Origin of the sequence: Marinoscillum luteum (genome assembly GCF_044005705.1) — a bacterium.
Taxonomy (GTDB): Bacteria; Bacteroidota; Bacteroidia; order Cytophagales; family Cyclobacteriaceae; genus Marinoscillum; species Marinoscillum luteum.
The window spans coordinates 111758-126596 of record NZ_JBIPKE010000019.1; the positions used below are offsets into that span (position 1 = coordinate 111758).

A 14839-nucleotide genomic window follows, 5' to 3' on the forward strand; every position below is an offset into this window, starting at 1 on the left:
ATGGACAGACGAAAAGCATTGATCAATATGTCGCTAAGTGCGGCGGGCATCAGCCTCTCAGCATCACTCATTGCCGCACTTGGCAGTTGTGAATCCAAAAAACAACTCTCCTATCAAGCACTGACATTCTCTGCTGATCACGATGCACTGCTACAGGAGCTGGTAGAGCTGATTATCCCCACTACTGACACCCTTGGCGCAAAAGCCGCAGGTGTCAACCAATACATCGACAGAGTACTGGCCATGGTGAGTGATGTTCCGGAAAAGGAGACCTTCATTGCTGGCCTGGAGAATATGGATAGACTAAGCCAAAAGCAGTTTGGGAATGCATTCCTCAAACTATCCCAGAAAGATCAGATCACGCTACTCCAACAAATGGAATCCGAAGGCCGAAGCACACCGGGAGGCTCTTTTTTCTCGCTACTCAAGAGTATGACCATATACGGGTACTACACTTCCGAAATTGGCGCCAGCCAGGAGCTTATGTATGTGCACGCTACCGGCATGTATGATGGTGACATCCCTTATGCCGAAGTTGGGAAAAACTATTATTAAAGCGTCATCGGAGGTAATTCTGGATAAGGCACTATTGCCTCGATGAGCAGCATCACCCCATCTCTGGTGAAAAGCGTGAGCGTGATCAGTATGCTACCAATAACCAGTGCTACCCCAATGTTATTTTCCCTGATCTCCTTAAACTCATCGATGGGTGTGAGCTTGCTGTACAAGAAAGTACTGATCAGCCCAATAGAAATAGCCGCCGCGTAGGCAATGGCAATATAAACACCGCCAATACCAATGTACTTCAATGCCACTATGAAGCTTTCGCTTTGCTTATCCAACAACCTGAATGAAGACATCAGTGGCTGAATGATCCCACTCACCATAATACCAACAGATAAGATAATGGAGGCCATGAAAATACTGTAGGCCACATTAAAGGACTCAATACCATAATATCTTCTACCCACCCACTGCACGATTTTGTAGGTCAATACCAGAATAAACACACCAATGGTGATGGCAGAAAAAATTTCGATAAGGCCAAGAATGGCGATGTTATAGTTCATGAGCGAGTACGGTTTTCCAATAATTCACATTGCCTGTGTTGGGTGGCAGCATACCCAGTGGCCAGCCCTTCGCAGTAGTTTCCCAAAAGTAATATTTCTCCCCCTGATGTAGCAGGTAATCACCTGTAGCTGGGGCTTTCAGGGCCAGCATTGCATGAGCGTATTCATTGCTTACCACAATCATCGGATCAAAATCCAATTCTTCCAATATGGTATAGATGAGAACTGCCCGGGTGTCACAGTCTCCATAAAGAGAATGAATAAATTCATAAGGGGATAATATCCCCAAAGGAATGTTACCTGCACATGGTTTGCCATCTGTCTGTATTTCCTTACAATCCTCGGGAACCACGAAGCTATACGGGATGTCCTGCACAAAGCTTACAATCAACTCTGCCAACTCTAACCTGGAGAGCTTATCACGGTCCCCGATGGCCGCCAGTGAATCCACCAAAAAACCAATGTCTGATTTACTGTCTGTCACCAGGTTGGCATATACGTGTGACCAAAATTCTAAATAGCTGTCTCCTCGAAGATTCATGGTCAGACGCTTTTTGGCCAAACGATCACTGGTAACTCCCTTCGAACGATAGGCTCCACAAAAACTTCTGGATTGATCAATTGAATTCCATCCACGGGTGTGCAGACGGTCGTTACCGGTATTGAGTACATCAAACCCATCCGTACATCTTTCCTCCGTGTCCGTCTCTTTGATGGTTTGAATTAAAATATTCAGGATGAAAAAAATGGCCACAAAATAGCCTACCACCCTCAAAAATTTCTTCATGCTCTAAAGATGCAAAACATCTTTAATTTTCAACCACAGGGTGCGCCTATTTAATGCCGCCAAACGTCCTATTACATCTCTTTTTTGATAAATTCATAGGAAGAACCGATCAGTCTGGCGGTATCGTGGTAGATAGCCACAGGTGTTCGGATCAAGTCTGTATGTTTTCTGATGGCTTTCAGTGCATCCTCCCTGCTCAACTCCACGCCCACATACTCCTCCAGATAAATCGCAGATCGCTGGTTGATCAAATCATCAGGCTCCATTTCCAGTCGCTCCAGAATCTCCTCCAACTGCCACTCTGTGAAGGTATGCTTTCTCACATCCAGCGCTTTCACGTGATAATGTTTCAAACTTTTAGCATAAGCGAGTGCCTCTCTATCCTGAAGATCATTGGAGTCATAGATGAAAAGCATTTCGTTTTCGGCTATTTCCATTTTTCCTTCTTTTTTACCCCTCAACCAGACAAACGCTGTATTGTTTGATGGAATCAGGATCCGAAACCCGTCATGAGGCTCCTCCAAAGGCTTTAAAATACCCTACAGATGAATTGAATTAGATCAATAATTTCCTACTTTTGCTACCCGAAATTTTAAGGTCTCATAGTTCAACGGATAGAATAGAAGTTTCCTAAACTTTAGATCCAGGTTCGATTCCTGGTGAGACCACAGAAAAGCCTCCTGATTGAGTTTAGGGGGCTTTTTTGATGTAAGACAGAAGTTAAATCACTCCTTCACACACCTACACGCCGTTCGCAGGGACAGGGACGCAGGCCTTATGTTTACCGCTCCATTCTCCGGGTTCAATTCTACCGCAAGGGGCATGTTTGAGGAGTCATCGAGGGTTGAGGTCCAGTAGACAGCTTGTTTTCCGAAACCCGAAAAACGACCTGCTTCCAGAAAACCAGCAGGTTTTGGTTGGATGCGGTTTGCCTGATTTCCCAGCGCCTGCCATTCATCCAGGGTGGGCACCCGCCATCCTTTGGGGCACAGGCTATCACTGGCAATGACATTGCCCTCATAATACACCTCTCTCCCGCTGAGGTAGTAAAAGTGGCTATGGTTACTATTGAATCGGAGATTTTCAGCCATCCAGATTTTAGAATCTATGGCGACTGTTTGATATTGCCCATTGTCACGAAGATCACGAAGGCCACTTTGTGCAGTCACATATTGGCCAGAAGCCATCATCAGAAGGGTAATCGCAATCCATTTCATCAGTTAGGGGTATAATGGAGTCGATCATAAAGGCGGATCATAAAAGTAAACCAATGAGAAGCTCAATCCAATTTTTTCAGGGAATATTACTACGAAGTATGACTTTGGATGATGGATAAGATATTTCCGGAAGGGTCCTTAAACCAGGCGATTGCCGGCCCATGTTTACTTCGGCTAATTCCCTGAGCATCCGTGGCTATTGCTCCCTTATATTGTTCAAAAGTGACACCTTGTCGGGTCAGATCGCCCACGGTTTGCTCAATATCTGCCACTACAAAGTTATAGATGGTGAAGGATGCAGGCTGATGATCAGACTTAGGATAGACAATAACCGGACGGTTTCCCGAAATGTGGAGCTCCAGAAACCCCATTGAATTGTTTCGTACATCCAGGCCAAGATTCTCCTTGTAAAACTTCCTGGCCAGGTTCAAATCACCAACAGAAAACCCACTAAACGCTTCTAAATAGTCCATATCATGAATGTTTAAGGTAATTGTTTCAGTCTATCTACAGGGTGTTCCACCACATCTGGTAGCACCTCCGCACAAAACCCCTGCTTTTCCAGCATCCGAATTACGATTTGAGGCTCAACCTCACCCGCGGAGTTGACCACCCGCAATATGTGATCGCAATCCTGAAGGTCGAAATTGGCCATATAACCCAATTGATGATTTAGCTGTCCAACCAGTAGATAGGCATCTTCTGTACTCATCACATCCGTTTTGAAAATCTCAATCACCGTTTTCGTTTTTAATAAAAAAACAATTCTCAGACCCTAGCCCCCAGGGTCATCGAACTTCTCTCAAAGCTAACAAGGCCTGTTTTGATTATGAATGTGCTTATCCGACAATCCTGTGGGTGGATTGCGACATTACCCGAAATCTTACATCCTTTGATCCGCTTACTTCCGAAATGGAATACGTAAACCATTGACTGAGCGTTGAATAGATATAAAAAAGCCCCGACATCAATTGCCGGGGCTCTCACAAAAGATGTAACAAGCAGTTATTGAATGATCACTTTCCTGGAAAGCACTCCATTTTCAGTGCTGATCCTAAGCATATATACCCCGGACTTCAAGTCGCCGCGAACGATTTCCATTCTCGGAGCAGTCATCCTTCGCTTCATGATCAAACTACCGGACAAATCATAGAGGGCCCATACGGTCTCTGTATCAATACTCCCACTAAAATCAATGGTGAGTTTGTCCGTTACAGGATTGGGGTAGATATCCAGTACTGTTTTTATCTCATTTTGCTCAATGAAAAACTCAGACAACACCCTGGCTCCACTCACTGGCTCCAGCACCCACTTGGCACTGGCCCATGCCGGGTAAATGGTTCCATACTGGGCATGGCCCTGGAGATTCTCTACATGGATATAGTCATTGCTCTGCCATACGTTTTTGATTCTGGACTCTCCATTTCCGGCATCCTCTATTACCCACTGCGCACTGCCCCATCCTGGGGTGATCGCTGTGCATTGTACATATCCGGTGATGTTCTGCACATGCATATATTCTCCGGTTGCCACATTTTTCAACTCCTTGTTGCCGCCTGTATCTACCAACTCCCACTCATATGCAGCCCCTGATGCCGATGTGCTGTAAGTCACCCTGTCGCCTCCATCGGCGAGGAATGTATTTTGCCAAACATTCCTGATTTTATAAACAGCGCCGGTAGGATTTCCTCCTCCTCCTCCAACACTGGAGACACTCCACCAGTTGATGTTCCAGCCACCTGATGCTGCTGTCAATCGAATGGTCTGCACCCCGGCGGTAAGGCTCACTGTAGTACTCACAGTCGTCCAGGTTTGCCAGCTGCCAGTGTTGGGAATGTTTGTGGTCGACAGGTTGGCGCCATTCTGAGCCAGCGAAACACTGCCTCCTCCAGGCGCACTGGCCACTCTATATTCAATGTTATATGATCCTGTGGTGGGTACCTGCACGAGATACTCCATCCAATCTCCTGCATCGATCCAACCTACATTTTCTCCACCTCCTGTATCGGAGGTGGTTTCTGTCAGCACTCCATTCATGGCAGACCAGGCTTCCGCCTGCACAGTACCCCAAACAGGGTTAGGGCCTCCGCCGCCTCCGTCCGCTGCCAGCGAAATCCAGTTGATGTTGTACCCACCACTGGTCGCCACAATGGCAATCTCCTGCTGGCCAGCAGTGAGCTGTACCGTGTGAGAAATAGTGGTCCAGTTTTGCCATCCACCTGTAGACGGAACCCCTATGGTGCCAAATGTCTGACCACCACCGGCCCGCTCCAGTCGAATGCCACCGCCACCATTACCACTGGCCACTCGATAATTCACCACATAACTACCAGAAGTTGGTACGCTCACCTGATAAGTCAGCCAATCACCAGCATCAATCCATCCCACATTTTGACCACCACCGGCATCAGTCGTATTTTCCAACTGGATGCCTGACATACCGCAGTAGCCCTCTGCCTGAAGGGTTCCCGGAATATTCACCACATCACAACTAGGTGGTGGTGGGGTACCCCCGTCCACAGCATTCAATACCGATACTGCATCGTTCACCCGTAGCGCCACAAAATGGTCATACGCCTGATTCAGTTGAGATTGAATACTGCCGTTTCCTGCATGTTGCTTTCGCAGGTTATATAATCTGTAAATCTGCTGAAGTTCGTATTCGCCATATGATACGCCCAAAAATTGTTGGAGGGTGGTCAGAAAACTGAACCCAAACTCGAAAGTGGGTTCGAAAATCGTCCCTTCTCCGAAATCGTTCCAGGTAGCCAACTGAAGAATATCAATGTTCGATCCATATTGATTGACCAAGCCCAACGTTTGGCTTAAAGTCCCGGTGCCATTGTGAGGAATGTGGAAATAGCTGGATCCGGCCCCACCTTCAGCATAGAAATCGTGGAATCCAGGATAAGCCACACCCATCACCGTTTTCATAGAACCGGCACGGTTTTGATAATAGGTCTGCATTCGACTGTAATAGTCATCATTTTCCTCGTAGATCCAGACGTATTCTCCATCTGAGTTGGATCCTCCATCCCCGGCTTCATACCAAAGGGGAAGAAACTCTACGTCTTCGTTAGCCGCAGAAAGGATGGTCGTCCAGTCCCCTGGATTTTGAAATGTTATGGGTCCGAATACCCCCACTAACGGGTCATTGCCGGCACCATGTCGGTAGTAGTTGTTTCTATTGAAATAGTTATCTCTGGCATAGGCGATATTGCCCTGAACCTGAGAGATGGAACCCGAAAAGCGATCCTCCAAAATGAGGGCAAATTTCATTCCGGCTTCATCCGTTTGATCAATAAGGGCATTAGAGTTGGTCAGGAGGCTACCCACGTCCCCATTTGTGCCCTGAGAACCGTACCAATCTACCAGAACCCCGTCGATCCCGGCATATTTCATAAGAAGTAAGTGGTATTCGATCACATCAGGATCCTGACAATCATATGGCCCGATCATCGGGTAGTAGTGCGAAGCAATTTGTCTTTTGCCCGTGGAGCCATCCACTATCACATCCGGGTTTTTATTGGACATGGTCCAGTGATAGCCCCATCCACCCCCATACTGCGGTGTATCAAACCATGGCATGTAATGCATGAAAACAGGTTTTCCATAAGATTTTGTGACTTGTACTGGCTGTGAAAAGCTGACTACACTCAAAAACAGGAGCAGCCACAAGGAGGTAAAAATTTTGGTTTGCATATTAGATTTTTTTTGGTTGGTTGCTGGTTGTGTCTCATCCATTTTGATGAGAAAATAATGAGGAGAAGCCCCATTCGGGTCCTCTCCTCATTCATAGGTTATCTGCGCATGGCAGGGTTATTTAATCACCACTTTTCTGGTGTGTCTTTCTCCCTGGGAGTTGATCTGGAGCATATAAACTCCTGATTTGAGCTCACCACGAAGAATTTCCATTCTCGGAGCAGTCATCCTTCGCTTCATGATCAAACTACCGGACAAATCATAGAGGGCCCATAGGGTCTCTGTATCAATACTCCCACGAAAATCAATGGTGAGTTTGTCCGTTACAGGATTGGGGTAGATATCCAGTACTGCTTTCATCTCATTTTGCTCAATGAAAGACTCAGATAACACCCTGGCTCCACTCACTGGCTCCAATACCCACTTGGCACTGGCCCATGCAGTATAAATCGTTCCATGCTGAGCATGACCCTGCAGATTTTCTACGTGAATGTAGTTGTCACCCTGCCAGGCATTTCTGATTCTGCTCTCTCCATTTCCGGCATCCTCTATCACCCAGCGGCTGCTATACCAACCAAATGTTCGGGTGGTACACTGTACATAGCCGGGCAGGTTTTCAATGTGCATGTACTCACCCGTGGCTACATTTTTGATTTCCACATGGCCTCCACCCACATCTTCCAACTCCCACTCATAGCTGCTGCCAGATGGAGTGGCTCCATAGGTCACCCGATCGCCACCATCAGCCAGGTAGGTGTTTTGCCATGCATTTTTGATCCGGTAGCCACTACCTCCGCCTCCACCTGATGTCACGGTAATGGTGCTCGTGGCAGTGTAATTACCATCCTGAGTAGTCACTGTAATCGTAGCTGTTCCGGCAGCTACCGCTGTGACCAGACCAGAACCATTGACAGTAGCCACACCAGTGTTTCCGGAACTCCAACTCACACTCTGGTTCGTAGCATTGGCAGGTGTGACGGTTGCTGTCAGCTGTTGAGTATTGCCAGCTGCGATGCTCACAGAAGAAGGTGATACACTCACACCTGTCACTGGCACATTGCCCGTAGCACTGGTGATAATCACTTTGTCGATGTTGTGATTTGGGTTATCCAAAGCGATCCGCATAATCTGTTGACCAGCACCTAGGGAAACTCCCATTACATTCACGCTGGTCCATGTTTGCCAGGCCCCAGTGTTTATACTGGTTACAGTTCCTGTTTTGTTTACCCCGTCAAACTCTACATGGAATGTGCCTCCAGAGTTGATGGAAGCCACCTGAAAGTTGAAGTCATACGTTCCGGCAGAAGCTACATTCACAGTGTATTCGAGCCATTCACCTGCACTCGTCCAGCCAACATTCAGGCCACCCGCGCTACAGTTTTCTGTGTCCACTCCATCACCTGTACGCCCCTGTCCGCCATTGTTATTGGCATCTACATCGTGGTAAGCGATCCCTTCGCCACCATTGTCAAAGTTCTCTGCTTCAATGGTACCCGGTATGGCCCATGGGGTACCGCCATAAGGGGTTTGGGTTGGGGATGCGCTGTTCACAGTAATCACCACATCATCTGTAGCACTCAGGGAACCGTCACTCACCGTCAATCGGAAAGTGTAACTGTTTCCATCGGCAAGACCTGATACAGAAGCACTCGCACTGCTGCCATTATTGATGGTAGCCGAAGGGCCACTGACCTGACTCCAGCTATAGGTGATCGGATCATTATCCGGATCTGAGCCTGAGCCATTCAGGTTGGCGGTGGAGATTCCAGACGCCAATGTCTGATCTGTACCGGCATTGGCCAAAGGTGACTGATTACCGGGAGCACCATTGCAATCAGTCAGGTAAATGGATCCAAAAATACTGGGGTTGCTCCATCCCGCATCCGTGGTAGCAATCGATACTACCTGAGCATCTCGGGTGCCGCCATTGTCATCATCATCTACTGCCACATCAAAACCTATGACACTTCCGATAGAAGGTGTCACCCCAATGGTAGACCATGGGATGGCCGCTTCCAGAACATAACCACTGCCGGATGCATACATGCTAAAATTGATGCCAGAGGTGTTCTGTACAGAATTGCCACCGGCATGCACCGTGGCATCATTCCATCGGAAGCCCAACTGAAAATCATTGATGCCATCGTAAGACGTGCCTTTACTGTTGTTTCCATCTATGAAGATTTCCACCACGTCATCTTCCCACCAGCTTGCACCGCTATCATTGGTGCGGGTGGCATCACCCACTTCCACCAGCACATACAGGTTGCTGGCGTCATAGAGTGCTCGCCACTGACCCGAATAGTCACCAGGAACACCTCCAATGGTGGAATTACTAATCCCTTTTGCAGGCGCTGTACTCCACACAGACTCTATGCTCTGGTTGATAGAGGGGCCACTCGAGGTATAACCAATGACTGGCGCCGTACAAGGAGGGTTTTCATTGTCACCAATGGTAATGGAGGCGCTGGTACCTCCGCCCAGCTGGTAGCCACTGCCTGACTGAAGTGTCACGATCAGAGTCTCATCTCCTTCAAATTCATTGTCATCAGTAGGGGTGATGGTAATCACCTGAGAAGGATTACCCGGTGTGAGGGTAACAGAGCCATTCAATGCCGGATTTGCGGAATAATCCCCTGCTGATGCGGATCCGCCGACCGAATAATTAACAGTGATGTTTTGATTGATCTCACTGATGGCAATGGTAAAGCTCCCGGTGCCACCATTTTCATCCGCTTGATCATCACTGGCTGTGATATTCACTGCGGCATTCACTGTCACTGTACACTGCGCGGAATAGTTACCTTCCTGAGAGGTCACAGTGATCGTGGCTGTTCCGGTTCCTTGCCCTACCACTTTGCCTTCTATTTCGTCATAGGTAGCAATGGCCGCATTGGAGGTCGTCCAGGTTACCGTTTTGTTGGTGGCATTGGCCGGGCTGTAGTTCACATAAAGTGGTTCCGCCTCGCCCACTGCCATATCGATCTGACTTTCCGAAAGGGAAATTCCGGTCAGTGGCACGTTCAGGTTCTGAATGATCAGGTTATAGTTTTCATTGGCCTTGTAGGTAGGAGGATCCAACTCAATGTTTTCTAAAGAGAGATTATTGAAAACAGCTGTACCATTACCCCCAAAGGCCATTACGGCAGCTCCTTCCAAAGCCACTGTATAGTAGGAATAGGTATACGGATCGATCCCGGTACCATTGATACTGATGTTGTCAAACTGGAGATCGGTACCATTGCCACCTATCTGAACGCCGTGACGCTGAGCATCGATAATGTCAATGTTTTCAAAAAAGATATTCTGAATACCTCCACCGGTTGCATTGATCTCGATGGCTCCCCGGTGAAACCCCCAGAGGTCTTTACTGGTACCACAAGCCTCAATGGTATTTTCATAATACCTGATTTGAGTGGTATTTTCGAAATGATACCCCGGAAAATCTGTGGTCAGACGAATTCCACTGCCTGCATGTCCATCTTTGATGATACAATGGTGCACCTGGTGCCCGTTTCCTCCAAAAATTGCTGATCCCGCTGCCCGATAGGTATGCTCTACAGTATTGTATCTGAAAATATTGTTGACCGCTTCTGGCGCTCCGAAATCGCTATTGGGCCATACAGCCATGGCATCATCTCCATTACTTCGGAAGTTACAATGTGAAACATCTGTATCGGAGGTTCCCTGACAAAGGTTGATCCCATCGGCGTAGTTGTTCCTGATTCTGTTTCTGGTAAACTCCAGGTTATAGGTGATGTCGATGGGGTATGGCGGATCATAACCTGCAATCCAGGCTCCACACTCAAAGTGCGTCACCCATACGTCGTGGATACTGGAGTTGTTTCCGTAGGTACCCATAAAACCCTTGTAAATCACATACTGTCCATTCAGAAAGCGTTGATTATTGATGGTATTCATATAAAAATGACCAATCTCAATGTCTGAGGCTCTGGCTAGGATCCCACCGCTGAAAACGGCTTCAGTGGAAAAAAACAGCTCAGTGTGCCACATGCCGGCACCCAGAATTCCTATATTATTTTCCTCTACACTCCATTTGTCAGAAAGTTCAAATCTACCCGCAGGAATGTAAACACCCGTACCGGCACTACCGGCCGCAGCGAGGGCTGCATTGAAAGCAGCAAAATCGTCATTGCCATCATCAGGCACCGCTCCATAATCCGTCACCGAGAAGTATCCGGAAGGTTTAGAAAGTGGGGCACCTACATTTTCAATTTCGATAAAGTCTACCCCATACTCAAACGAATCTCCGGCACCTTTTTGAATTTTAAGCACATCTCCGGGACCTACAGGTGTATTGAGGAGGAAATGCACCTCATCAAATCTCATTCTCGGCCGGTCTCCGGGATGGTTCTCCGGCTCCGAACCCGGGAAATATTGCCAGGCCCAATAGGAGGTGAGGTTGATGGTTTTGACAAACGCATTGTTCACATAAAGATCCAGGGAACCGGATTCTCCTTCTCCGTCTGCCGCATCAGGCATGGTGAACCGCAGGGTAATTCCATTCGCTGTATTGTTAATGTTCCATTCCACATAGGCTCCATTATTGGGCAGGCCTACGTATTTCTGATCTGAAGCTTCGGCTGCAGTCAGCAGTTCATCGAAAAAGGGATTTTCATACAAGATGGCTCCTCCGCCACGGTTGGCATCTTCAGATTCATATCGTACGTAAGGCATTTGATAGGCTCCACGAGGAAGCCCGTCACTTTGTGCATTTAGCTGGAATGCCAAAGAGAGGATGAGCAGAAATGTGAGTCCATTTCTAAAAACTGAATTCGAAAGAATCCAGCTTAATTTTCCGTTGGTTTTCATAGGTTGTTCTTTAAGGTTTAGTCAGAGTAAATCCATATCTCCCCCTCTATCAGTCACAACTCTGAGAATATTTTTTTAATCAAATGGAAGGTCTAAATCATATCGTATTGGTTTGCTGGTTAATAACATAGATGGTTTGGAAAGATGACGGAGAATTATTACACATAATGGTTTTATAAAATCTACTTCTCCATTCAACGAGTCCCCTTTTCGCATGAATGTGCTTCAGGGTAAGTTGGTAATAGTTTTAAAACACCCCGCGCCAATCTGGCGCAGGGTGTAAGAGGACAATGAAGTCTCCTTACATTGATACTACTTCTTCATACTACTACTTACATATACTTCATCTCAGCCATTGGCTGGTCCTAATTTTATTTACTGGGCCGGAACAATATTCAATATTCGCCCCTCGTCTTCGGCATTGATGGTGAAGGTGATGTCATAGTTTCCTCCTGTGGCCACATAATAGTTGTCCTGTCCGTCTTCTTTGATGATCAGCTCGCTTTCGAAAGCCTCCCCGATCTTGGCTGCACCACCATAAGTCACCCATTCGCCGTTTTCAGCATTTTCTCTGAAGACAAAAGACCGGCCTTCGATCAACTCCAGGGTCCAGGTCCAGTTGTATTTGTTGCCATCTTTCTCTGGAGTTTTGATGTGGTGAATGGCTTCCCAGGCACCTTCGGTCGTTCCTTCCACAAAGTAGGCATTGCCAAATATTCCGTATTCTCGGTCCGAGTAATCTGGAAATTGCGTAGTGCGTTCCATGGTCAACGTCCTGCCATCGTCTTCAGAGTTGATGGTAAATGTGACCTCATAAATCCCCGGAGTAACTACAAAATAATTATCTTGCCCGTCTTCCTTGATGATATCACCATCATCGAAGGCTCCACCTACTTTAGCTGCTCCGCCGTGGGTAATCCACACAGTACCATCAGGATCTCTGAGTACAAACGATCTGCCTTCTATCAATTCGATGGTCCAGGTCCAGTTGTAAAGTTTTAGGTCCTTGGTAGGTGTTTTCACCAGGTGAACTGTCCCCCACTGCTCTGAAGGCTCTGCTCCATCGATGAGGTAGGCATTTCCAAACCATCCGATCTCAAGGCTTGAGTAATCGTTTTCCAGGTCTCCGGTTTTGGTTTTCACTTCTTCCCACTCCCCTGTACTTGCTGTGAAGGTCAGTGTGACTGTAAAGATTCCGGTCTCTTTATGCGGAATATTGTCTAAATAAAACCCCAGATCATTGATGCCTGAATCCCAGGCGTCCCCATAGCTTGGCACCCCAAGACTGGAAAGCGTCACGATGGTTTCATCAGAATAGACATGCCAGCCATCATTAAAGCGGTAGCGATAGCCTGTGGCTCCGGTCAGTGCCAACCCTGTGCCCTCAAAGACGGTTTTGTCATTGTCCGAAGACTTCAGTGCCAGGGCTGTGCCTGCAGACCACTGAAGTTCGGTCGCATCACCAATCATGTTGGCTTTCACTTCCATCAGGGTGAAACTCTCCGTGTTGATATTCACAAAGACATAGTATAATCCTGCATTGGTTACGTTGATGGGGTCAGCATCCTGCACCAAGGTGCCATGGATTACTTTATCGTTGATAACCCCTCCCACGGTATTGGCGCTATCCAGCGAGCCACCTCCATCGGCACCATACACTACACCTTCACCACCTGATACATAGGCAAAGCTGATGGTGCTGTTCGCTCCAATGTGTATGAATTTACCAAACACCCCGTCCATACTTTCTACCTGTGCGCCCTGTCCGGGATCTAGAATGGCCAGATTGATTTTGGATGCAGCACCACCCGGCTCAGCGGCCACTGTGCTCGTTCCGTAGACGTAAAGACCATCCAGATTAGGTAAAAGCACCTCAGGTTCCTTTGGGCCGTCATCCTCACCACAGGAGATCAGCAAGGATGAAAACAGCACCATGGCCAGTAACATCAATCTCTTGAAATAAATCGTTCTCATAATATTTAGGATTAAGTGATACATTTTGGTTTATAGATTTTTTAAAATTTGTTCAGCTTTGGCGGGCTCCAGCTCATTGAGCAGGGTAAAAATTTCCCGAAGTTTGAGCGCTGCATCAGGGTCTCCTTTGTGCGCTTTCTTTTTCAGATAGTAGGTGTGCACCAATTCAAGCTCAGCTTTGGTGTAGGGCACTCCTGAAAACTCCTGAATGAGCTCCAAAAAGAGGAATTCATATTCCTGAGTGGGTTCAATCATGGTGCCCTCTCCGAAATCATTCCAGGTAATGAGTTGTAAAAATTGGAGGTTGGAGTCTTTGGCCAAATCAAAAGTGCTACGCATGGTCATACCATCTAGATGCCGTACATAGCCATAGCTTTCTCCCCAACCCCCTTCTTTATAGTAATCATGAAATCCCGGATAAATAGACCCTACAGTGACTCCCTGATTGGTTTTTGCATAAAACTTATCCAGCTCGGAGAGTGTATAATTGAAATCTATCCAGGAAAATTCACCGGCAGTATTCGCAGCGCCTACCAGGTTCCCGTGGTTCCACAAAGGGAGGAATTTTAGTTTTTTCTCCATGACGGAGAATATCTCTGTCCATTCATCCGCCTTTCTAAAAAATCTTGGGCCGAAGGTGAGTACCAAGGGTTCCTCTTCGATGGTGATATATCTGTCATTGGAAAAGTAATTTTCTTCCATGTACAAAAGATCTGTCTGCGCAGCTTCTATGGCAGTGATCCCTTTTCTGGTTTCCACTTTTTCAGCAGTATATTCCTCATAAACAATCCCAAAATTCAGCCCTATAGTATCCAGTGCAGCAATTAGCGCATTGGAATTGTCCAGATTAGCAGCATAGTCCAGCACTTTATGGCTGCCGTACCAGTCGATCAGTACTCCATCTATCCCGGCATACTTCATCAAGAGTAAATGATACGCTATCACATCAGGATCTCCCGAATCATACGGACCGATCAAGGGATAATAATGGGCAGCAATCTCACGCTTACCCTCACTATCCATATTATCAGGGTTCTTATTGGCCATCCGCCAGTGACTACCCCAGTAGCCAGAGTATTCCTTTCCCTCAAACCAAGGCATGTAGTGCATATACAGTTTGGTGGCATTTGTTTTCGACACCTTTACGGGTTCGTACACATCTGCTTTGATCTCCTCTTCACCTCCACTCGTATCACAACCAAATAGCCCAGCGCAAAGCATCACGCATAACCACATTACTGAAGTACTCATTTTCA

11 protein-coding genes and 1 tRNA gene are annotated in these 14839 nt (G+C 47.1%); 2 read left to right on the plus strand and 10 right to left on the minus strand.

What is annotated here, in order from left to right:
- Positions 1–555, plus strand: coding sequence for a gluconate 2-dehydrogenase subunit 3 family protein (locus tag ACHKAR_RS15625; protein ID WP_395418307.1), 555 nt, complete (start codon positions 1–3; stop codon positions 553–555).
- On the opposite strand, the gene ACHKAR_RS15630 is transcribed toward ACHKAR_RS15625, so the two are convergent.
- From ACHKAR_RS15630 to ACHKAR_RS15640, 3 genes are all read right to left on the minus strand, one after another.
- On the minus strand, positions 552–1070 hold the full coding sequence (locus ACHKAR_RS15630) for a DUF350 domain-containing protein (protein WP_159583316.1): 519 nt from the start codon (positions 1068–1070) through the stop codon (positions 552–554). The two genes, ACHKAR_RS15625 and ACHKAR_RS15630, sit on opposite strands and share 4 nt — an antisense overlap.
- Positions 1060–1857 carry a hypothetical protein gene (locus ACHKAR_RS15635; protein WP_395418309.1) on the minus strand — a complete coding sequence of 266 codons (798 nt, stop codon included), beginning with the start codon at positions 1855–1857 and terminating at the stop codon, positions 1060–1062. Before ACHKAR_RS15635 ends, ACHKAR_RS15630 begins: the two co-directional genes overlap by 11 nt.
- Before the next feature lie 71 nt (positions 1858–1928).
- Positions 1929–2294 (minus strand): arsenate reductase family protein, encoded by a 366-nt coding sequence (locus ACHKAR_RS15640; protein ID WP_395418311.1) that lies wholly within the window; start codon positions 2292–2294, stop codon positions 1929–1931.
- 159 nt (positions 2295–2453) lie between these two features.
- Between ACHKAR_RS15640 and ACHKAR_RS15645 the strand changes: the two genes are divergently transcribed.
- Positions 2454–2525, plus strand: a tRNA-Arg gene (locus ACHKAR_RS15645).
- A 57-nt stretch (positions 2526–2582) separates the two neighbouring features.
- On the opposite strand, the gene ACHKAR_RS15650 is transcribed toward ACHKAR_RS15645, so the two are convergent.
- The 7 genes from ACHKAR_RS15650 to ACHKAR_RS15680 form a co-directional block, all read right to left on the minus strand.
- Positions 2583–3074: an FISUMP domain-containing protein gene (locus tag ACHKAR_RS15650; protein WP_395418312.1), complete on the minus strand. Its 492-nt coding sequence runs from the start codon at positions 3072–3074 to the stop codon at positions 2583–2585.
- Positions 3075–3163: 89 nt separating this feature from the next.
- Positions 3164–3547 carry a VOC family protein gene (locus tag ACHKAR_RS15655; protein WP_395418313.1) on the minus strand — a complete coding sequence of 128 codons (384 nt, stop codon included), beginning with the start codon at positions 3545–3547 and terminating at the stop codon, positions 3164–3166.
- Positions 3548–3558: 11 nt separating this feature from the next.
- Positions 3559–3813 (minus strand): hypothetical protein, encoded by a 255-nt coding sequence (locus tag ACHKAR_RS15660; protein WP_159583306.1) that lies wholly within the window; start codon positions 3811–3813, stop codon positions 3559–3561.
- A 266-nt stretch (positions 3814–4079) separates the two neighbouring features.
- Complete coding sequence (locus tag ACHKAR_RS15665) at positions 4080–6776, minus strand: carbohydrate-binding protein (protein WP_395418314.1); 2697 nt, start codon at positions 6774–6776, stop codon at positions 4080–4082.
- 117 nt (positions 6777–6893) lie between these two features.
- The gene (locus ACHKAR_RS15670; RefSeq protein WP_395418316.1) at positions 6894–11609 is read right to left on the minus strand and encodes a sugar-binding protein; all 4716 of its coding nucleotides are present in this window, start codon (positions 11607–11609) and stop codon (positions 6894–6896) included.
- A gap of 375 nt (positions 11610–11984) precedes the next feature.
- Positions 11985–13583 carry a hypothetical protein gene (locus tag ACHKAR_RS15675; RefSeq protein ID WP_395418318.1) on the minus strand — a complete coding sequence of 533 codons (1599 nt, stop codon included), beginning with the start codon at positions 13581–13583 and terminating at the stop codon, positions 11985–11987.
- Positions 13584–13613: 30 nt separating this feature from the next.
- A complete protein-coding gene (locus tag ACHKAR_RS15680) occupies positions 13614–14834 on the minus strand; it encodes a glycoside hydrolase family 71/99-like protein (protein ID WP_159583298.1) in 1221 nt (406 codons plus the stop codon).
- Positions 14835–14839: the final 5 nt, after the last annotated feature.

What these genes read in the sequence shown, in the direction of transcription:
- ACHKAR_RS15625 (WP_395418307.1), top strand. Translation starts at nt 1, where the DNA reads ATGGACAGACGAAAAGCATTGATCAATATGTCGCTAAGTGCGGCGGGC.
- ACHKAR_RS15630 (WP_159583316.1), bottom strand. Translation starts at nt 1,070, where the DNA reads ATGAACTATAACATCGCCATTCTTGGCCTTATCGAAATTTTTTCTGCC.
- ACHKAR_RS15635 (WP_395418309.1), bottom strand. Translation starts at nt 1,857, where the DNA reads ATGAAGAAATTTTTGAGGGTGGTAGGCTATTTTGTGGCCATTTTTTTC.
- ACHKAR_RS15640 (WP_395418311.1), bottom strand. Translation starts at nt 2,294, where the DNA reads ATGGAAATAGCCGAAAACGAAATGCTTTTCATCTATGACTCCAATGAT.
- ACHKAR_RS15650 (WP_395418312.1), bottom strand. Translation starts at nt 3,074, where the DNA reads ATGAAATGGATTGCGATTACCCTTCTGATGATGGCTTCTGGCCAATAT.
- ACHKAR_RS15655 (WP_395418313.1), bottom strand. Translation starts at nt 3,547, where the DNA reads ATGGACTATTTAGAAGCGTTTAGTGGGTTTTCTGTTGGTGATTTGAAC.
- ACHKAR_RS15665 (WP_395418314.1), bottom strand. Translation starts at nt 6,776, where the DNA reads ATGCAAACCAAAATTTTTACCTCCTTGTGGCTGCTCCTGTTTTTGAGT.
- ACHKAR_RS15670 (WP_395418316.1), bottom strand. Translation starts at nt 11,609, where the DNA reads ATGAAAACCAACGGAAAATTAAGCTGGATTCTTTCGAATTCAGTTTTT.
- ACHKAR_RS15675 (WP_395418318.1), bottom strand. Translation starts at nt 13,583, where the DNA reads ATGAGAACGATTTATTTCAAGAGATTGATGTTACTGGCCATGGTGCTG.
- ACHKAR_RS15680 (WP_159583298.1), bottom strand. Translation starts at nt 14,834, where the DNA reads ATGAGTACTTCAGTAATGTGGTTATGCGTGATGCTTTGCGCTGGGCTA.